General features: G+C 72.1%; 15 protein-coding genes. 10 read left to right on the top strand and 5 right to left on the bottom strand.

Annotated elements, in window-relative coordinates:
• Positions 1 to 279 precede the first annotated feature (279 nt).
• The 6 genes from gltB to EIY87_RS06875 all read left to right on the top strand — a co-directional run bounded on the left by gltB (position 280) and on the right by EIY87_RS06875 (position 11,589).
• The gene (gene gltB, locus EIY87_RS06900; RefSeq protein WP_125306821.1) at positions 280 to 4,833 is read left to right on the top strand and encodes a glutamate synthase large subunit; all 4,554 of its coding nucleotides are present in this window, start codon (positions 280 to 282) and stop codon (positions 4,831 to 4,833) included.
• Complete coding sequence (locus EIY87_RS06895) at positions 4,826 to 6,334, top strand: glutamate synthase subunit beta (RefSeq protein ID WP_125306820.1); 1,509 nt, start codon at positions 4,826 to 4,828, stop codon at positions 6,332 to 6,334. Before gltB ends, EIY87_RS06895 begins: the two co-directional genes overlap by 8 nt.
• Before the next feature lie 127 nt (positions 6,335 to 6,461).
• Positions 6,462 to 7,349, top strand: coding sequence for a trypsin-like serine peptidase (locus EIY87_RS06890; RefSeq protein ID WP_125306819.1), 888 nt, complete (start codon positions 6,462 to 6,464; stop codon positions 7,347 to 7,349).
• 81 nt (positions 7,350 to 7,430) lie between these two features.
• Positions 7,431 to 8,813 (top strand): alpha/beta hydrolase, encoded by a 1,383-nt coding sequence (locus EIY87_RS06885; protein ID WP_125306818.1) that lies wholly within the window; start codon positions 7,431 to 7,433, stop codon positions 8,811 to 8,813.
• A 150-nt stretch (positions 8,814 to 8,963) separates the two neighbouring features.
• On the top strand, positions 8,964 to 10,088 hold the full coding sequence (locus EIY87_RS06880) for a ScyD/ScyE family protein (protein ID WP_158641294.1): 1,125 nt from the start codon (positions 8,964 to 8,966) through the stop codon (positions 10,086 to 10,088).
• A gap of 109 nt (positions 10,089 to 10,197) precedes the next feature.
• On the top strand, positions 10,198 to 11,589 hold the full coding sequence (locus EIY87_RS06875) for a class II 3-deoxy-7-phosphoheptulonate synthase (RefSeq protein ID WP_191983984.1): 1,392 nt from the start codon (positions 10,198 to 10,200) through the stop codon (positions 11,587 to 11,589).
• A 206-nt stretch (positions 11,590 to 11,795) separates the two neighbouring features.
• Here the strand turns inward: EIY87_RS06875 and EIY87_RS06870 are convergent, their stop codons facing one another.
• From EIY87_RS06870 to pknB, 5 genes are all read right to left on the bottom strand, one after another.
• A complete protein-coding gene (locus EIY87_RS06870) occupies positions 11,796 to 13,106 on the bottom strand; it encodes a wax ester/triacylglycerol synthase family O-acyltransferase (RefSeq protein ID WP_125306816.1) in 1,311 nt (436 codons plus the stop codon).
• A 181-nt stretch (positions 13,107 to 13,287) separates the two neighbouring features.
• Positions 13,288 to 13,986 (bottom strand): hypothetical protein, encoded by a 699-nt coding sequence (locus tag EIY87_RS06865; protein ID WP_125306815.1) that lies wholly within the window; start codon positions 13,984 to 13,986, stop codon positions 13,288 to 13,290.
• Positions 13,987 to 14,122: 136 nt separating this feature from the next.
• Positions 14,123 to 15,628 (bottom strand): SPFH domain-containing protein, encoded by a 1,506-nt coding sequence (locus tag EIY87_RS06860; protein ID WP_125306814.1) that lies wholly within the window; start codon positions 15,626 to 15,628, stop codon positions 14,123 to 14,125.
• A 55-nt stretch (positions 15,629 to 15,683) separates the two neighbouring features.
• Positions 15,684 to 15,893, bottom strand: a complete 210-nt coding sequence (locus EIY87_RS06855) for a hypothetical protein (RefSeq protein WP_125306813.1) — start codon at positions 15,891 to 15,893, stop codon at positions 15,684 to 15,686.
• Positions 15,890 to 17,917, bottom strand: coding sequence for a Stk1 family PASTA domain-containing Ser/Thr kinase (gene pknB / locus EIY87_RS06850; protein WP_125306812.1), 2,028 nt, complete (start codon positions 17,915 to 17,917; stop codon positions 15,890 to 15,892). The genes EIY87_RS06855 and pknB overlap by 4 nt, the downstream gene beginning before the upstream one ends.
• A 103-nt stretch (positions 17,918 to 18,020) precedes the next feature.
• Here pknB and EIY87_RS47600 point away from each other — a divergent pair, with 103 nt between their 5' ends.
• The 4 genes from EIY87_RS47600 (at position 18,021) to EIY87_RS48265 (ending at position 19,476) form a co-directional block, all read left to right on the top strand.
• The gene (locus tag EIY87_RS47600) at positions 18,021 to 18,389 is read left to right on the top strand and encodes an Rv2175c family DNA-binding protein (protein ID WP_158641293.1); all 369 of its coding nucleotides are present in this window, start codon (positions 18,021 to 18,023) and stop codon (positions 18,387 to 18,389) included.
• 115 nt (positions 18,390 to 18,504) lie between these two features.
• Entirely contained in the window at positions 18,505 to 18,843 is a 339-nt protein-coding gene (locus EIY87_RS48275; protein WP_158641292.1) for a hypothetical protein, read from the top strand.
• A 6-nt stretch (positions 18,844 to 18,849) separates the two neighbouring features.
• The gene (locus tag EIY87_RS48270; RefSeq protein ID WP_158641291.1) at positions 18,850 to 19,149 is read left to right on the top strand and encodes a hypothetical protein; all 300 of its coding nucleotides are present in this window, start codon (positions 18,850 to 18,852) and stop codon (positions 19,147 to 19,149) included.
• An 87-nt stretch (positions 19,150 to 19,236) separates the two neighbouring features.
• Positions 19,237 to 19,476: a hypothetical protein gene (locus tag EIY87_RS48265; RefSeq protein ID WP_158641290.1), complete on the top strand. Its 240-nt coding sequence runs from the start codon at positions 19,237 to 19,239 to the stop codon at positions 19,474 to 19,476.
• Positions 19,477 to 19,495 lie beyond the last annotated feature (19 nt).

Raw genomic sequence — 19,495 nt, 5'->3', positions numbered from 1 at the left:
GACACAGCGCCGGCGTGCCGGGTCGGGCTGGTCACGTTAGGCTTGACCGGAGTTTCCAGGACGTATACTTAGCGCCGCGAACTACCGGGAACCCATCAGGAACTACGTCGTTCCACGCAGCCAGATCGTTACCGTCCGCCGCGGTCCGGGGCGCTCTGAATTGATGCTGACGTGTTTCCCAGGTGTTAAAGTCGCGCTAACAAGCGGGCCATCGTCGTCCCGTGCGCACCCGGCCGGTAGCCCGGCCCCGCACGACAAGACGACGAAGGAGGTCCCTTCATGATCTTCTCCGCCATTCCCGGCAAGCAGGGTCTCTACGATCCGGAGACCGAACAGGACTCCTGCGGTGTGGCCATGGTGGCCGACATCCGCGGGCGCCGTTCCCACGGCATCGTCACCGACGGCCTCGCCGCGCTGACCAACCTCGACCACCGCGGCGCCGCCGGTGCCGAACCCACCAGCGGCGACGGCGCCGGCATCCTGCTGCAGCTGCCCGACAAGCTGCTGCGCGCGGAAGCCGGCTTCACGCTTCCCGAACCCGACGAACACGGTCACCACGCCTACGCCGCCGGCATCGCGTTCCTCCCCGAAGACGCCGAGCAGCGCCGCAAGGCCGTCGAGCTGGCCGAACGCATCGCCGTCGAAGAAGGCCTCGAGGTCCTCGGCTGGCGCGAGGTGCCGGTCGACGCCGACCGCGCCGACATCGGCCCGACCGCGCGCTCGGTCATGCCGCACTTCGCCATGCTCTTCGTGGCGGCGGACGGAAAAGCCGGCCTGGAGCTGGACCGGCTCGCCTTCTGCCTGCGCAAGCGCGTCGAGCACGAAAGCGCGAACTCCGGCTGCGGCACGTATTTCCCGTCGCTGTCCTCGCGGACGATCGTCTACAAGGGCATGGTGACGCCGGAGCAGCTGCCGGCGTTCTTCGGCGACCTTCGCGACGAGCGCCTGGAAAGCGCCATCGCGCTGGTGCACTCCCGCTTCTCCACCAACACCTTCCCGTCGTGGCCGCTGGCGCACCCGTTCCGGTTCGTGGCCCACAACGGCGAGATCAACACCATCCGCGGCAACCGCAACCGCATGCGGGCGCGCGAGGCGCTGCTGGAGTCCGAGCTCATCGACGGCGACCTCTCGCGGCTGTTCCCGATCTGCTCGCCGGACGCGTCGGACTCGGCGTCGTTCGACGAGGTCCTCGAGCTGCTGCACCTCGGCGGCCGGTCGCTGCCGCACGCCGTGCTCATGATGATCCCGGAGGCGTGGGAAAACCACGCCACGATGAAGCCCGAGCGGCGCGCATTCTACCAGTTCCACGCGAGCCTGATGGAGCCGTGGGACGGCCCGGCCTGCGTCACCTTCACCGACGGCACCCTGGTCGGCGCGGTCCTGGACCGCAACGGCCTGCGCCCGGCGCGCTGGTGGCGCACGGCCGACGACCGCGTCGTGCTCGCCAGCGAGGCCGGCGTGCTGGACGTCGCCCCGAAGGACGTTGTGGCCAAGGGGCGGCTCAAGCCCGGCCGGATGTTCCTCGTGGACACCGAAGCCGGCCGGATCGTCGACGACGAAGAGGTCAAGTCCGCGCTCGCCGGCGAGCTGCCCTACGACTCCTGGCTGCACGCGGGCCTGCTGAAGATCGCCGAGCTGCCCGACCGCGACCACGTCGTGCAGAGCCACGACTCGGTGCTGCGGCGCCAGCTTTCCTTCGGCTACACCGAAGAAGAGCTGAAGATCCTGCTCGCGCCGATGGCCGAGAAGGGCAGTGAGCCGATCGGCTCGATGGGCTCGGACACGCCGCCCGCGGTGCTGTCGAAGCGGTCCCGGCTGCTCTACGACTACTTCAAGCAGAACTTCGCCCAGGTCACCAACCCGCCGCTGGACGCGATCCGCGAAGAGCTGGTCACCTGCATGGCGCGGATCATGGGCCCGGAGCGCAACCTCCTGGCCCCGGGGCCGGCGTCCTGCCGCCACCTCAAGCTGCCGTACCCCGTCATCGACAACGACGAGCTGGCCAAGCTCATCCACATCAACGACGACGGCGACCTCCCGGGCTTCGCGTGCAGCGTCCTTTCCGGACTGTACGAAGTGGATGGTGGTGCCGAGGCGCTGGCGAGCGCGATCGAGCGCGTCCGCCGTGAAGCGTCCGAGGCGATCGCGGCCGGTGCGCGCACGCTCGTGCTGTCCGACCGCGACTCCGACCACCGGATGGCGCCGATCCCGTCGCTGCTGCTGGTTTCCGCGGTGCACCACCACCTGGTCCGCACCAAGGAGCGCCTGCGCGTCGCGCTGGTCGTCGAGTCCGGCGACGCGCGCGAGGTGCACCACATCGCGCTGCTGCTCGGCTACGGCGCCGCCGCGGTCAACCCGTACCTGGCCTTCGAGACCATCGAGGACATGATCGGGCAGGGCGCGGTCACCGGCATCGAGCCGGCCAAGGCGGTCCGCAACTACGTGCAGGCGCTGGTCAAGGGCGTCCTGAAGATCATGTCCAAGATGGGCATCTCGACGGTCGGCGCGTACACCGCCGCCCAGGTCTTCGAATCCCTCGGCCTGAGCCAGGACCTGCTCGACGAGTACTTCACCGGGACGTCGTCGAAGCTCGGCGGCGTCGGGCTCGAAGTGCTGGCCGAAGAGGTCGCCGTACGCCATCGCCGCGCGTACCCGGACAACCCGACCGAACGCGTCCACCGTGGACTCGACACCGGCGGCGAGTACGCCTACCGCCGCGAGGGCGAGCTGCACCTGTTCACGCCGGAGACGGTGTTCCTGCTGCAGCACGCGTCCAAGACCGGCCGCGACGAGGTCTACCGCAAGTACACCGACGAGGTGCACCGCCTCTACCGCGAGGGTGGCACGCTGCGCGGGCTGTTCTCCTTCCGCGACGGCGTCCGCGAGCCGGTCCCGCTCGACGAGGTCGAGCCCGCCGAGGCGATCTTCAAGCGCTTCAACACCGGCGCGATGTCCTACGGCTCGATTTCGGCCGAGGCGCACGAAACCCTGGCCATCGCGATGAACCGCATCGGCGGCCGGTCCAACACCGGTGAGGGTGGCGAGGACCCCGAGCGGCTCTACGACCCCGAACGCCGCAGCGCGATCAAGCAGGTCGCGTCGGGCCGCTTCGGCGTCACGAGCGAATACCTGGTCAACGCCGACGACATCCAGATCAAGATGGCGCAGGGCGCGAAGCCCGGCGAGGGTGGCCAGCTGCCGCCGAACAAGGTGTACCCGTGGATCGCGCGGACCCGGCACTCCACGCCGGGCGTCGGCCTCATTTCCCCGCCGCCGCACCACGACATCTACTCCATCGAGGACCTGGCGCAGCTGATCCACGACCTCAAGAACGCCAACGAGCACGCCCGCATCCACGTGAAGCTGGTGTCCTCGTTGGGCGTCGGCACGGTCGCGGCGGGCGTGTCCAAGGCGCACGCGGACGTCGTGCTCATCTCGGGCCACGACGGCGGCACCGGCGCGTCCCCGATGAACTCGCTCAAGCACGCCGGCACGCCGTGGGAGATCGGCCTCGCCGAGACCCAGCAGACGTTGCTGCTCAACGGGTTGCGCGACCGGATCACCGTGCAGGTGGACGGCGCCATGAAGACCGGGCGGGACGTCGTCATCGCGGCACTGCTCGGCGCCGAGGAGTACGGCTTCGCGACGGCCCCCCTCGTCGTCGCGGGCTGCATCATGATGCGCGTCTGCCACCTCGACACCTGCCCGGTCGGCGTCGCCACGCAGAGCCCCGAGCTGCGCAAGCGCTACACCGGCCAGGTCGAGCACGTCGTCAACTTCTTCAAGTTCGTCGCCGAAGAAGTCCGGGAAACCCTGGCGGCACTGGGCTTCCGGACGCTCGACGAGGCCATCGGCCACGCCGAGCTGCTCAACACCGACGAGGCCGTCGACCACTGGAAGGCGTCCGGTTTGGACCTGGCGCCGATCTTCGAGATGCCGTCGGAGACCCCGTACGGCGGCGCGAAGCGGCGCACCCGCGGCCAGGACCACGGCTTGGAGCACGCCCTGGACCGCACGCTCATCCAGCTCGCCGAGGCGGCGCTGGAAGACGCGCACCACGTCAACATCGAACTGCCGGTGCGCAACGTCAACCGGACCGTCGGCACGCTGCTCGGCTCGGAGATCACCCGCCGCTACGGCGGGGACGGCCTGCCCGAGGGCACCATCAACGTCAAGCTCACCGGTTCGGCGGGCCAGTCGCTCGGCGCGTTCCTGCCGCGCGGCATCACCCTCGACATGGTCGGCGACGCCAACGACTACGTCGGCAAGGGCCTGTCCGGCGGGCGGATCGTCGTCCGTCCCGACCCGGAGGCGACCTTCGCCGCCGAGGCGCAGACGATCGCGGGCAACACGATCGCCTACGGCGCCACCGCCGGCGAGATCTTCCTGCGCGGCCAGGTCGGCGAACGCTTCTGCGTCCGCAACTCCGGCGCCACGGTCGTCGCCGAGGGCGTCGGCGACCACGCCTTCGAGTACATGACCGGCGGCCGCGCGGTGGTGCTCGGCCCGACCGGGCGCAACCTGGCGGCCGGCATGTCCGGCGGCATGGCGTTCGTGCTCGACGTCGACCGCAAGAAGGTCAACCAGGACATGGTGGACCTGCTCAAGCCGACCGCCGACGACCTGGCGTGGCTCAAGAAAACCGTGCAACAGCACTACGATCTCACCCGCTCCGCGGTGGCGGCCTCGCTGCTCGGCGACTGGCCGCGCCGCTCGGCGGCGTTCACGAAGGTGATGCCGCGCGACTACCAGCGGGTCCTGGACGCGGCGAAGGCGGCCAAGGCCGCCGGCCGCGACGTCGACGAGGCGATCATGGAGGCCGCTCGTGGCTGACCCGACCGGTTTCCTGAAGTACGACCGCGAAGAGCCGAAGAAGAAGTCCAAAGAGGACCGGCTGCACTCGTGGGGCGAGGTCTACGCGGACGTCGACCCGGGCGAGCGCAACGAAAAGGTGCGCAAGCAGGCGTCGCGGTGCATGGACTGCGGCATCCCGTTCTGCCACTCCGGCGGCTCCGGCTGCCCGCTGGGCAACCTGATCCCGGAGTGGAACGACCTCGTCCGCCGCGGTGACTGGGCCGCGGCGAGCGACCGGCTGCACGCGACCAACAACTTCCCCGAGTTCACCGGGAAGCTGTGCCCGGCGCCGTGCGAGGCGGGCTGCGTGCTGTCGATCTCGCCGCTGTCCGGCGGGCCGGTCGCGATCAAGCGCGTCGAGCAGACGATCGCCGACCAGTCCTGGGAAGCGGGCTACGTCCAGCCGCAGGTGTCCGAAGTGTCCAGTGGCCGCCGCGTCGCGGTCGTCGGCTCCGGTCCCGCGGGCCTGGCCGCCGCCCAGCAGCTGACCCGCGCCGGCCACGAGGTCACGGTGTTCGAGCGCGACGACCGCCTCGGCGGCCTGCTGCGCTACGGCATCCCCGAGTTCAAGATGGAGAAGAAGGTCCTCGACCGCCGCCTGGCGCAGCTGCGCAAGGAAGGCACCCGGTTCGTCACCGGCTGCGAGGTCGGCGTCGACCTCTCGGTGGAAGACCTGCGGGCGCAGTACGACGCCGTCGTGCTGGCGGTGGGCGCCCTGCGCGGCCGCGACGACACGACGACTCCCGGGCGCGAGCTGGCGGGCATCCACCTGGCGATGGAACACCTGGTGCCGGCCAACAAGTACGTCGAGGGCGACGGCCCGCCGTCGATCGACGCCCGCGGCAAGCACGTGGTGATCATCGGCGGCGGCGACACCGGCGCGGACTCCTACGGCACGGCCACCCGCCAGGGCGCGGTTTCGGTGACGCAGCTCGACCAGTACCCGACGCCACCGTCCACCAGGGACGACGAGCGCTCGCCGTGGCCGACGTGGCCGTACATCCTGCGCACCTACCCGGCGCACGAGGAAGCGGGCGAGCGGAAGTTCGCGGTGGCGGTCAAGCGCTTCGTCGGCAACGAGGCCGGGCAGGTGACGGCGGTCGAGCTGCAGCAGGTCCGCGTCCAGAAGGACCCGGCCACCGGCCGCCGCGAGGTCATCCCGGTGACCGACGAGGTCGAGACCCTGCCCGCCGACCTGGTCCTGCTGGCGATCGGCTTCGAGGGCGTCGAGGAGATGCCGCTGCTGGACGGCCTCGGCTTGTCGCTGACGCGTCGCGGAACCCTGTCGTGCGGCGCGGACTGGCAGACGGAAACCCCGGGCGTGTTCGTCTGCGGCGACGCCCACCGCGGCGCGTCGCTGGTGGTGTGGGCGATCGCGGAGGGCCGTTCGGTGGCCAACGCGGTCGACACGTACCTGACGGGCGCCTCGGACCTCCCGGCCCCGGTCCACCCGACGGCGCTGCCGCTCGCCGTCGTCTGAGCCCGTCGCACCGCCATTCGGCCGTATGCGGTACGGCCGAATGGCGGTGTGCCCTCCGTGATGTGACAACTACTTTCGAGTAGCTGTGTCGCCTTTGCGACGATTCACTCGCGGGAAGGTGGGCGTCTTGAAGCACACGACAATCCGGGCCGCGGTCGTCACCGCCGTCCTCTCCCTCGCGTTCGCCCTGGTCGGTGTGCCCGCCCAGGCCGCGCCGAAACCCTTCTGGACGCCCGACGCGATGCGGGCGGCCGTTCCGATGGACAAGCTCGTCAAAGCACCGCGCGTCAGCCGCAAGGACGTCGCGAAAGGACCGGGCGCGATCATCCAGAGCATCCCGAACGGCGGGGGTGCCTGGACCGGCGGCGGCAAGGTCACCCAGACCGCCGGGCGCGTGTTCTTCCTCTTCAACGGCCAGAAGGCGTCCTGCTCCGGCGACGCCGTGACCAGCGCCAACGGCAGCGTCGTCGTCACCGCCGGGCACTGCGTCAAGTACCAGGGGACCTGGCACACCCAATGGGTCTTCGTGCCGGGCTACAACAACGGCAACGCCCCCTACGGCCAGTGGGCCGCGAAGTCCACGCTCACCACGCCGCAGTGGGAAGCCAGTGAGGACATGAACTACGACGTCGGCATGGCCGTCGTGAACCCGCTCAACGGGCAGCGGCTCACCGACGTCGTCGGCGCGCAGGGCATCGCGTTCAACCAGCCGAAGAACCAGAGCATGTACACCTTCGGCTACCCGGCCGCCTCGCCGTACGACGGGACGAAGCTGATCTACTGCAGCGGCAGCACCTTCACCGACTTCCTGCTGACCAAGGACCACGGCATGAACTGCAACATGACCGGCGGTTCCAGCGGCGGGCCGTGGTTCCTGTCGTTCAACGAAAGCACCGGGACCGGCGTCCAGGCGTCGGTGAACAGCTTCGGCTACACCTTCCTGCCGGGCTACATGTTCGGGCCGTACTTCGGCGCCGACGCGCAGAACCTGTACAACCGCGCGCAAGCCGCGTGACCGCCGTCAGCCCAGGGGTGGAGCCGCGGTTCCGGCCCCTGGGCTGACGTCCGCGCGGCCCCGCCGGGCCACGCTGGCCGCATGCGGAAATCGTTGGTACTCCTGGCTTTCCTGCCCTTGCTCGCGGCACCTCCGGCGGCGGCGTCCCCGAGTCTCAAGTGGACGAGCCCGTGTCCGGACTACGGGATGTCGCCGTCGCCCACGGCCGGGCTCGAATGCGCGACCCTGCGCGTGCCGCTCGACTACGCGCACCCGGAGCGCACGATCGAGCTGACGCTCTCCCGCCGTCCCGGTGCCCCGGGCAAACGCCGCGGGGTGCTGGTGATGAACCCGGGCGGGCCAGGCAGTCCCGGGCTCGCCATGCCCGCCCAGCTTGTGCAGCGGATGGGGGGAACCGGCCTGCCGGACGCCTACGACGTCATCGGTTTCGACCCGCGCGGCACCGGCTACAGCACCCCGGTCACCTGCGACCTGACGCCGGAGCAGCGCGGCGCCGTGCTGGGCCCGTACGCGGACGGCGCCCGGGATGTCGTTGCCACCGCGGCGAAAGCGCGAGTCGTGGCGAAGCAGTGCGGTGAATCGTCCACAAAGGACCTGCTGCCGCACATGACGACCGCGAACACCGCGCGCGACCTCGACCGGATCCGGGAAGCGCTGGGGGAGAGCAAGATCTCCTACTACGGCGTCTCGTACGGCAGCTACCTCGGCGCCGCCTACGCGTCCATGTTCCCCGGACGCGGCGACCGGATCGTGCTGGACAGCGTGCTCGGGCCCACCGGCCTCGACTACCGCGCCCAGCTCCGGTTCGCCGAGGGGTTCGACGACCGGTTCCCGGATTTCGCCGCGTGGGCCGCCGCCCGCGACGAGGTCTACCACCTGGGGCGGACCCCGGTGGCGGTGACGGCGAAGTTCGCCGAACTCGCCGCCGCCCGCGGGCCGGAGTTCCGCGCGAACACGTGGAACGGCCTCTACGACGACGCGCTGTTCCCGGCGCTCGCCCGCGACTGGGCGGGCACCGCGCGCGCCGCGGCCGGGCCGCTCGACGGCGACAACCACGCGGCCCTCCAGCTCCAGGTGCTCTGCAACGACTCGGACTGGCCCGAACAGCTCGGCTACTACCAGCGCGCGGTCGACCGCGAACGGGCGCGGCACCCGATGTTCGGGCCCGCGGCGGCGAACGTGAACCCGTGCGCGTTCTGGCCGGTCGAGCGCGCCGAACCCCCGGTGCGCGCCGGCGGTCCCGGCCCGGCGAACGTGCTGCTGGTGCAGAACGAGCGCGACCCGGCGACCCCGCTGTCCGGCGCCCGCGAAACGCGAGCGGCGTTCGGGAACCGGGCGCGGATGGTGACCGTCGACGCCGGTGGGCACGGCGTTTTCACGCGGGACAACGCGTGCGGAAACGCCGCGGTGCTGGACTATCTGCGTGATGGGGTTTTCCCCGCGGTGGACCGCTCCTGCCGGTGAGAAAATCCCCGCTGCCCGATGGGGCCGACCCGGGTCACCCACCCGGTTGGCGAAGCTGATTTTTCCCGTGCTGGGGCGCACAATCACTCCGCCCGGTCTCCGGGGTCCACTGTGGATCAATCACGGAATCGGGCGGAGAGGTGGCAAGTCATGTCCAGACTCGTGCGGGCCGCGGTGGTGGCCGTGTCGGCCGCGGCCGTGGTCGTCGCCGCGCCCGGCGCCGATGCCGGCCAGGGCGGCCTGAAGACGGTCGCCACCGGGCTGAACAACCCCCGGCACCTGACCGTCCACGACGGCAGGCTCTACGTCGCCGAAGCCGGCGCGGGCGGCACCGGCAAGTGCGTCGAAGGCCCGGAGGGGCCCGCCTGCTTCGGCCTCAGCGGCTCGGTGGCGCAGCTCGACGGCCACGGCGGGGTGCGCCGGATCCTGACCGGCCTGCCGTCCGCGGCCGCGCCCGGCGGAGCCGCCGTCGCCGGGCCGACGGACGTCGCGTTCGTCCACGGCGTCCCGGCCCTGCTCGCCGGTGACGTGCTCATCGACCCGGCGACCGGCGCCAACCCGTTCGGCGCGGACGGCAGGCTGCTCGGGAAGCTGTCGTTCGCGTTCGGCCCGCACGTCGTGCCGGGCCCGGATTTCGCCGCGTTCGAGGCGAAGAACAACCCCGACCACGGCGCCGGGGCGAGCCCGGACACGCCGGTGATCGACTCGAACCCGTTCGGGATGACGCGCTACCGCGACGGCTTCGCGGTCGCCGACGCGGCGGGCAACGACCTGCTCTACGTCGACGGCCGGGGCCGGATCAGCGTGCTCGCGGTGTTCCCGCCGAAGCTCGTCACCGCGCCGCCGTTCCTCGGCCTGCCGCCGGGGACGCGGATCCCGGTGCAGAGCGTGCCGACGTCGGTCGTCGTCGGTCCCGACGGCGCGCTCTACGTGTCCGAGCTGAGCAGCATCGCGGTGGGCGCGGCCCGCGTGTGGCGCGTGGTGCCGGGGCAGCCGCCGAAGATCCACGCCGACGGCTTCACGGCGCTGACCGACCTGGCGTTCGACCGCACGGGCAGGCTGCTGGCCTTGACGTTCGCCCGGGACGGGATCGCGGCGCCGCCCTCGCCCGGCGTGCTGACCCGGGTCGAGCGGAACGGCAGCCGGACGGTGCTGGCGTCGGCGGGCCTGGCCGCGGCGACGGGGCTGGCCGTGCGGGGTGACGAGGTGTTCGTGAGCAGCAACGGCACGTCGCAGGGCACGGGCTCGGTCGTCCGGCTCGTCCCGCGCGGCTGACCCGCCGGTCGCGGGCGGGAAACGGGGTTCCGGCCCGGTTTCCCGCGCGCGACCTGGGGGACGGTGAACCGGGCGAAACGCGGAAGGGCCGAAACCTTATCCTGGGTTCGTGAACTGGACTGTGGACGTCCCCGTCGACACACTGCCCGAACTGCCGCCGCTGCCGCCCGTTCTCCGGGAGCGGCTGGACGACGCGCTGGCCCGCCCGGCCGCGCAGCAGCCGGAGTGGCCCGACCCGGACGCGACCCGCCGGGTCCGCGGCGTGCTCGAGAGCGTGCCGCCGATCACCGTGCCCGCCGAGATCGACCGGCTGAAGGACCGGCTGGCCATGGTCGCCCGCGGTGAGGCGTTCCTCCTGCAGGGCGGTGACTGCGCGGAGACGTTCGAGTCCAACACCGAGCCGCACATCCGGGCCAACCTGCGCACGCTGCTGCAGATGGCCGTCGTGCTGACCTACGGCGCGAGCCTGCCGGTGGTCAAGGTCGGGCGCATCGCGGGCCAGTACGCGAAGCCGCGCTCGGCCGCGACGGACGCGCTGGGCCTGCCGGTCTACCGCGGCGACATCATCAACTCCCTGGTCGCCAAGCCCGAGCTGCGCGTGCCGGACCCCGGCCGGATGATCCGCGCGTACGCGAACGCGGGCGCCGCGATGAACCTGGTCCGCGCCCTCACCGCGGCCGGCATGGCCGACCTGCACCAGGTGCACGACTGGAACAAGGACTTCGTGTCCGCGTCGCCGGCGGCCCAGCGCTTCGAGTCGCTGGCCAACGAGATCGACCGCGGCCTGCGGTTCATGTCGGCGTGCGGGGTCACCGACACGTCGCTGCAGTCCACGGAGATCTTCGCCAGCCACGAGGCGCTGCTGCTCGACTACGAGCGGTCGATGCTCCGCCTCGACAACGCGGACGCGGCCGACCCGAAGCTGTACAACCTGTCCTCGCACTTCCTCTGGATCGGCGAGCGCACCCGCCAGCTGGACGGCGCGCATATCGCGTTCGCCGAGCTGCTGGCCAACCCGATCGGGTTGAAGATCGGCCCGACGACCACGCCGGAGCAGGCGCTGGAGTACGTCCAGCGGCTCGACCCGCGCTCCGAGCCGGGCCGCCTGACGCTCATCGCGCGGATGGGCAACGGCAAGGTCCGCGAGGTGCTGCCGTCGATCGTCGAGAAGGTCGAGGCGTCCGGGCACAAGGTCATCTGGCAGTGCGACCCGATGCACGGCAACACGCACGAGTCGTCCACCGGGTACAAGACGCGGCACTTCGACCGGATCGTCGACGAGGTCCAGGGCTTCTTCGAGGTGCACAACAAGCTGGGCACCTACCCGGGCGGCATCCACGTCGAGCTGACGGGCGAGGACGTCACCGAGTGCCTGGGCGGCGCGCAGGAGATCTCGGACGTCGACCTTTCGGGCCGCTACGAGACCGCCTGCGACCCGCGGCTGAACACGCAGCAGTCGCTGGAGCTCGCGTTCCTGGTCGCGGAGATGCTCCGCGGCTGACGCACGTCCCGGCCCCCAGTAGCCGCGGTGATTGCCACGTTGAGGTCCGGTCGGGCCCGCGTTGCCTCGCGACCCGGTCGCTCCCATCGGCGGGATCGCGGTGGGTGGTGATGTCTTGAATGAGTCATTCAGGACCTCCGAAGACCTGAATGAGTCATTCAAGACGCGAGCGCAGCCGCGGCCGACCGGGCCACCCGGCACTCGAGTCAGGAGGCGTCGACCAGGCGGGCCGCGGACTTCAGCACCGCGTCGCGCAGGGAGCCGATGTCCGGGACCGCCGCGCCGTTGGCCTGCAGGCCGATGTGCACGGAGTCGCGGTAGGTGGCCACCGCGATGCCGACCGCGTGGCGCGGGGCCAGCGGCACGAACGGGTAGACCGCCGCCAGCCGGGCGCCGTCGAGCGAGAGGCGGGCCGGGGGCAGCGGGACCGTGGTGACGACCAGGTCGAACAGCATCGGCGCGGCCCGGCCCGCGGTGCGCGTGCCCAGGCGGTGCAGCAGCGGCGGGACGCGGTCGGCCAGCAGCGGCAGGGCGCCGGCGCCGCGGCTGGGGCCAGCCGCCTTGTTGCGGGTCATCGCGCGGCGCACCACGCGCAGCCGCTCGACCGGGTCGTCCTCGCCGACCGGCAGGTCGCACAGGTAGCCGGACAGCTTGTTGCCGCCGAGCCCGCCGCCCGCCCGGCCGCGCACGCTCACCGGGATCAGCGCGCGCAGCGTGCGGCCGTCGGCGCGGTGGCCGCGGTTGACCAGCCACTCGCGCAGCGCGCCGGACAGCACCGCCAGCACGACGTCGTTCGTGGTGCCGCCGTGGGCCTGGCGCACCCGGCGCAGCTCGGTCAGCGGCAGCCGCACGAACCCGAGGCGGCGTTCGGCGGACGTCGGCGCCGAGATCGGCGACAGCGGCGGCCGCGCGGCCCGCACGAGCGACGAGGCGATCCCGGCGGTCTCGTTCGCCTGGTCCCACGCCGTGCCCAGTGCGTCCTTCACCGTGTCCAAAGTGGAGCGCGGGGCCGGCCGGCGCGGCGCCGGGATCCGCTGCGGCAGCTCGACGCCGTCGAGCAGCCCGGCCGCGACCGCGTACGCCCCGGCGCCGTCGGTCAGCGCGTGGTGCAGTTTGAGCAGCAGCGCGAACTTCCCGTCCGGGAGTCCGGTCACGACGGTGAGGTCCCACAGCGGCCGGCTGGTGTCGAGCGGCTCCGCGATCCACCGCGACGCGTACGCCGCGAGCGGGTCCGGTTCGTACAGTGAGCTGAGCACGACGTGGTGAATGTGGTCGGCCGCAACAAATCCCGGGTCCTCGGCCCAGCTGGCGGCGCCCGGCGGGAACAGTTCCGCGCGCGCCCGCTGGCGCAGCTTCGGCAGGCGTGCCGCCCGCTCGGCGAGGATCGCCGTGAGCGTGCCGGCGTCCACCGGGCCGCGCGCGGTGAACGTGAGCACCGCGCCCATGTGCATCGGGGAGGTTTCGCTTTCCAGGCAAAGGAAAGCGACGTCGAGTGCGCTGAGCGGCGAGGTTGCCATGAGCGACCTTCCCTGGTTCGCGGGTGTGCACGGCCACGTGCGTCAGGAGGAGGGAATCCACTGCACCAGCCCGACATGACGGCCGGGTGGTCGAAGTGTTTCCACGACGCTAACTACTCACCCCGTTAATCCATTCGAGATACCCCAGGCTCCGGTGCCCGCGGTCACAGATCAAGAAGGTTCACTCGCCCGGTGCGGGCGCCGGGTCCTCCCGCACCACCGCGGGCCCCCAATCGGGGGTCAGCGCCACTTGCTTGCCGACGCGGCGCACCGGCAGGCCGTTCGCCTGCCGCTTGCCGAGGCCGGGCCAGATCTCCGCGGCGTCCTTCGCCGCGGCGCGGATCGCGCCGCCGTCGAGCGTCGTCCGGGTCTCCGGGATCTCCCGGTCCGTCCACTGCACGACCAGCTTGAGCGGGCCGGCCGGGGGCAGCGGCCACAGGAACACTTCGTGCTCGACGGCGAAGCGCGTGCCGCCGGCCGCCTGCGCCCGCAGCACCGGGCCGTCGGGCTCGGCCGCCGAGGGCACCGACACCGTCTCCGAGCTGGCCCGGCTGCCGTCGGCGAAGAGCACGCCGACCAGCAGCCCGTTGTAGTCCGGCTTCCGCCGGTGGTCGATCAGCCCCTCGGCGGGGTCTTCGACCAGGCTGTCCCGCGAGTACACCGTCACGCGCAGCGTCAGCGCCTCCGGCCACACCTCGATGGACCGCAGCGCGATCACCGTGCGGTCGGACCGGCCCAGCGGCTGCGCCCACGGCAGCACGGCCGGGACGATGTGCTCGCGCGGGGGGTCGGTCCAGTGCCTGCCGTTGAACGCGTACAGCTCCTGCTCCGGGACGGGGAACAGGGGACGCTCACGAGGACCGCCGGTGAAGAAGCTCATCGGACGGCCCGCGACACGCAGTCCGGCACCATGCGCCCACGGTAGGACAACATCACGGGAATTGCCGCCCCCGATCGGGCGTACGGCCCTTGCTTCCCGTGATCCGGGACACCAGGGCCGCACGCTCCGTGATCGTTCAGTCGCTGAGCTTGAGCTCGCCGTTCTTCCGCGCGGCCTCGTCCAGCTCCTTCTCCGCCGGCTTGCCCATGGCGTCCATGAGCTGCCGGGCCAGGCCGAGACCGGTCCCGCCGAGGGACAGCGCCTTGGCGAACATGTCGGACATGCCGTCGGCGCCGTTGAGCACGACCATGTGGTCGACGTTGCCGAACGCGCTCGCGCCCGCCTCGACGATCTCCGGCCAGCGCTCGGCCAGCTGCTGCGCGACGACGGCTTCCTGGTTCTCCGCCAGCGCCGCCGCGCGCGCCTTGATGGCGTCGGCCTCCGCGAGGCCCTTCGCCCGGGCCGACTCCGCTTCGGCGAGACCCTTCGCCTTCGCGGCCTCCGCGTCGGCCAGACCGCGCGCCTTGGCCGCGGCCGCCTCCGCTTCACCGGTCGCCCGGGTCGCGCCGGCCGCCGCCTCCGCACGGGCCTTCGTGGCCTGCGCCTCGGCCTCGGCGGCCGTCTTCACGCGGGTCGCGTCCGCCGCCGCCCGCAGCTCGGTCTCCTTCGCCTCGGCCTGCGCCTTCGCGATCGAAGCGTCCCGGGCGGCGTCGGCCGTCGTACGCGTGTCGTACGCCTTCGCGTCGGCCGGCTTGCGGACCTGCGACTGCAGCCGCTGCTCGGCCAGCGCCGCTTCCAGCTCGGCCGCGCGGGTCTCCTGGACGACGACCTCCTGGCGCGCGGTCGCCTCGGCCAGCGGGCCCGACTGCGACGCCTTCGCCCGCGCCTGGTCGACCTCGGCCTGGTAGCCGGCCTGCTGGATCTGGCTCTCGCGGACCGCGGCCGCCTTCTTCGCGGCGGCGACCTGCTCGACCTCGGCGGCCTCCTGGTCGCGCTGCGCCTCGGCGATGCGGGCCGACGCGGCGATCGCGGCGGCGTGCGGCTTGCCGAGGTTGTTGATGTAGCCGGACTCGTCGTCGATCTCCTGGATCTGGAGCGAGTCCACGATCAGCCCGAGCTTGATCATCTCCGTCGCCGACGACTGGCGCACCTCGCCGGTGAGCGCGTCGCGGTTGTGGATCATCTCCTCGATGGTCAGCCCGCCCACGATCGAGCGGAGGTGCCCGGAGAACAGCTCGTGGATCGTGTCGTTCATGCCCTTCTGCTGGTCCAGGAACCGGCGGGCGGCGTTGGCGATCGAGGCGAAGTCGTCCCCGACCTTGTAGATGACGACGGCCCGCACGGTGACCGGCAGGCCCTGCTTGGTCACGCAGGAGACCTGCAGGTTGACGCCGCGGGTGTCCAGCGACAGCCGCCGTGCGGTCTGGAAGCCGGGCAGGACGTTCACCCCGCGGCCGGTGATGATCTTGAAGCCCAGGCTGTCCGCGGTGTCCGCGCGGTCGACGCGGACGCCGAGGCCGGAGATGATCAGCGCTTCGTTCGGTTCCGCGACCTTGTAGAGCAGCCGCAGGATGCCGAAGATCAAGACCAGCGCGACGACGAGTCCCCCGGCGGAAAGCAGCAGGATTTCCACGAGACCCATGGCACCGACCCCCTCGCTCTTCTGTTGTGGGTGTGTTGGTGCCTCTACGACGCCGTCAGCGGCTCAGCGGTTGCCACCGTTCGACATAAACCGTCCGCGGGGGTTCGAAGTCGACCACGAGCACCTGCGTGCCGGAGCCGAACGTCTCGTCCGGGTCGGCCGGGTAGGCGTAGAACGCCTCCGTGCCGCCCCGGACGTTGAGCAGCACCTCGCCGACGAGGCCGGGGCCGATCGTGCCGGTGACACGCCCGCGGCTGCCGATCACTGGCCGAAGCCCTTGAGCTTGACCTTGGAGCCCTTCTGCACGAACGTCCCCGGCTGCGGGTCCTGGTTGAAGACGAAGTCGAACCCGCCGCCACCGGGACCGCGGCCCTTGCCGCCGTCGCGGTCGGCCTTCAGCCCGGCCTGCTCCAGGATCTTCCGGGCGTCGTCGAACGAACGGAATCGGACGTCCGGCACCTGGACGGCGTTGTTGACGAAGACGCCGATCCGCTTTTCCTTCGCCTGCGAGTTGGCCGGCGGGTCGGTCCGGGTGACCGCGCCGCCCGGGACGTCCTGCTTGAACTCCTCGCCCGCCTGGAACGGCTCGAACCCGGCCTGCTGCAGCAGCTGGAAGGCCTCGTCCTTGCTCCGCCCGGTGACGTCCGGGACCGGCGGCAGCGGGATCGGGCCCTTCGACACGATGATCGTGACCTGGCCGCCGATGTTCAGCTGGCTGCCCGCCGCGGGCTCGGTGCGGATGACCGCGCCCTGCGGGACCTCGGCGTCGTAGTCGTCGGTGCCGCGGACCGGGGTCAGCTGCGCGGTCTTGATCGCGTTCTCGGCGTCGGGCAGCGCCGTGCCCGGCCGGATGTCCGGGACCGCCGGGCGGCCCTTGGACAGCACCACCGACACCGTCGAGTTCGGCGTCAGCGGCGTGCCCTCGGCGGGCTCGGCGCGCAGCACGGTGTTCGACGGGACCGAGTTGTCGTACTCCTGGCTGAACTGCGGCGTCAGCTTCACCGCGCGCAGCGCGTCACCCGCCGCGGCCTGGTTCAGCCCGACGAGCTTCGGCACGGTCGCGGTCTTGTCGCCGCCGGTGTCGGTGAGCATGAAGACGAACGCCGTGATCAGCCCGCCGAACAGCAGCACCGCGCCGGCGATGATGGCGATGCGCTTGCGGTTGTCGGCCGGCTTCTCCGGTTCCGGCTCGCTCCGGCGCCGCGCCACCGGGGGCCGCACCGGCGGGATCTGCTGGGTCATCCCCGGCGGCGGGGTGCCCGGGTGGCTCAGCGCCCGGGTCGCGTTCGGGCGGTGCACCGGCATCGTCTTCTCGCCGTCCGGCACCTGCGGGAGGCGCGGCAGCGTGCGCTCGGTGTCGGCGACGTCGCCCTGGCCGCGGGACACCGGGATCGGCACGGTCACCGGCAGCAGCCCCAGCTGGGCGCGCACCGCGGTCAGCTCGGTGAGGAACTCGCCGGCGTCGGCCGGGCGCTGCCCGGGGTCCCGCCGCGTCGCGCGCGTGATCAGGTCGTCCAGCTCCGGCGGCAGGTCCGGACGCAGCGCGCTGGGGCGCGGCACGTCGTCGTTCACGTGCCGGTAGGCCACCGAGATCGCCGTGTCGCCGGTGTAGGGCACCTGGCCGGTCAGCATTTCGTAGAGCAGGATCCCGGCCGAGTAGACGTCGCCGCGCGAGGACGCCGCGCCGGTTTCGACCTGCTCCGGGGAGAGGTAGGCGACCGTGCCGAGGATGACGCTCGAGCTCGTCGTGCCCGCGCTCGCCACCGCCCGCACCAGGCCGAAGTCCGCGACCTTCACGGCACCGCCGGTGTGCGGGCCGGACCGGCCGATCAGCACGTTCTCCGGCTTCACGTCCCGGTGCACCAGTCCCGCCTGGTGCGCGGCGGCCAGCGCCGAAAGCACCGGCTCGGCCACGCTCAGCGCCAGCGCGACGTCCAGCGGGCCCCGCTCGTCGAGCAGGTCGCGCAGCGTCCCGCCGTCCACCAGTTCCATCACCAGGAAGGCCAGGCCCGATTCCGCGCCCGGCGGCAGGTCGAAGCCCTGGTCGTGCACCGCCACCACGTGCGGGTGGTGCAGCTGCGCCGCGGACTGGGCCTCGCGCACGAAGCGGTCGACGAACGAGCGGTCGTCGGCGAAGCGCGGGTCCATGATCTTGATCGCGACCGGACGGTCCAGCCGGGTGTCCGTCCCCTGGTAGACGGAAGACATTCCGCCGTGGGCGAGCAGCCGGTCCACCCGGTAGCGGCGCTCGAGGAGCGTGCCGACCAGGCTGGGATGGGTGCGTGTCACGGGTATGGATCGTACGGAACCGCACACGCCTCGTGGAGGAGACCTCGCGGGTCACCCGTGCGCACTAGCGGGTGAGGGGGCCGAATGTGGCACAGTGTCACCTGTGAGTGGGATTCCGGTCGCCGACGACGTCCTCGACACCGCCATCGAGGTCCTCCCGTTGCCCGAGGTCGCGAAGGCTCTGGGGACTTCGGCCAACAAGGTCCGGCAGATGCTGCGCGACGGGCAGCTGATCGCGCTGAAGCGCGGCGGCGAACTCTGCGTGCCCAGTGACTTCTTCGTCAAGGACGGCGTGGTCAAGGGCCTCGCGGGCACCATCACCGTGCTCGCCGACTCCGGGTTCAGCCGGACGGAGATGCTGCGGTGGCTGTTCACCGCGGACGACACCCTGCCCGGCACCACCCCGGTCAACGCGCTGCGCACCAGCCACGGCACCGAGGTCAAGCGGCGCGCGCAGGCGATGGCGTTCTGACCTGCGCAGACAGCTGAGCGCGGCGGCGATCTGGAGCGCCGCGGCGAAGCACAGGCACGCGGGCAGCGACCTCGCGGCGAGCGGGCCGGCGAGCGCCGCGCCGGCCGCCAGCCCGGTGATCTTCACGCTCGCCGCCGTCGTGAACACCTGCGCCCGGACGTGCTCGGGCGCCTCGCGGTGGCGGATCGCGAACAACGCCGTGAGCTGCGGACCTTCGGCGAGCCCGGCCGTCGCGGCGGCCACGACCAGCAGGGTGACGCCGTCGGCTCCCGCGGCCACGAGTGCGCTCGCGGCCAGGACCAGCGTGCTCAGCCACACCGTCCGGTCCGGCGCCCAGGGCAGCGGCTTCTTCGCGAAGACCGCGTTGGCCAGCAGCGACGTCACGGCCAGGACGGTCAGCAGCAGCGCGCCGTCCGCCGGGCCGCGCAGGTGGGCCGCGCCCAGCAGCGGGTAACAGACGGTGACCGCGCCGATCCCGGCGCAGGAGAGCGTCGACGCGATCGTCGCGCGCCGCAGCGGGACGTTCTTCGCCAGCACCGCGAAACCGTCCCTGAGGTGCGTCTTCGCCTTGCGCCGCTTCCCCGGCAGGGACCACGCGACCGGCACCGCGGCGGCGACCAGCGCGACGGCCGCGACGAGCCCGGCCGGCCCGCCGAGCAGGCCCGCGAGCCCGGGCCCGGCCAGCGCGGCGGCGGTGAAGGTGAGGGCGTCGAACCGGCTGGCCTTGGGCAGGCCGGTGCCGGCGACCGCGGGCAGCTGAGCGGTCCAGCCGCCGGCGACGGCGGGGTTGAGCAGCCCGGTCACGGCCGCCACGGCGACCACCGCGGCGAGCGGCAGGTGCCCGAAGGTGGCCCCGACCAGCGCGATCCCGCCCGCGTACCCGGCGAGCGCGACGGCGAGCAGCCGCCCCGGCACCGCGCTGCGGTCGAGGAAGGCCCCGAACACGGGCCCGCCCACGGCGGCGGCCGCGGTCAGCCCGGCGAGCAGCGCCGACCCGGCGTGCGGGCCGGCGGTGAGGCCGAGCAGCAGGAGCGCGGGCCCGGACAGCTCGTCCCCGGTCCGCGCGAGTGTGGCCCCGGCCAGGTAACGCCTTAGCATGGTCAGGA

Source organism: Amycolatopsis eburnea, assembly GCF_003937945.1.
GTDB lineage: Bacteria > Actinomycetota > Actinomycetes > Mycobacteriales > Pseudonocardiaceae > Amycolatopsis > Amycolatopsis eburnea.
Note: the sequence above shows the minus strand (reverse complement) of the source record. Positions and strands in the feature narration are given on the sequence as shown.

Coding starts and splice junctions, on each gene's coding strand:
- gltB (WP_125306821.1), top strand. CDS start 280: ATGATCTTCTCCGCCATTCCCGGCAAGCAGGGTCTCTACGATCCGGAG.
- EIY87_RS06885 (WP_125306818.1), top strand. CDS start 7,431: ATGCGGAAATCGTTGGTACTCCTGGCTTTCCTGCCCTTGCTCGCGGCA.
- EIY87_RS06880 (WP_158641294.1), top strand. CDS start 8,964: ATGTCCAGACTCGTGCGGGCCGCGGTGGTGGCCGTGTCGGCCGCGGCC.
- EIY87_RS06870 (WP_125306816.1), bottom strand. CDS start 13,106: ATGGCAACCTCGCCGCTCAGCGCACTCGACGTCGCTTTCCTTTGCCTG.
- EIY87_RS06865 (WP_125306815.1), bottom strand. CDS start 13,986: ATGAGCTTCTTCACCGGCGGTCCTCGTGAGCGTCCCCTGTTCCCCGTC.
- EIY87_RS06860 (WP_125306814.1), bottom strand. CDS start 15,628: ATGGGTCTCGTGGAAATCCTGCTGCTTTCCGCCGGGGGACTCGTCGTC.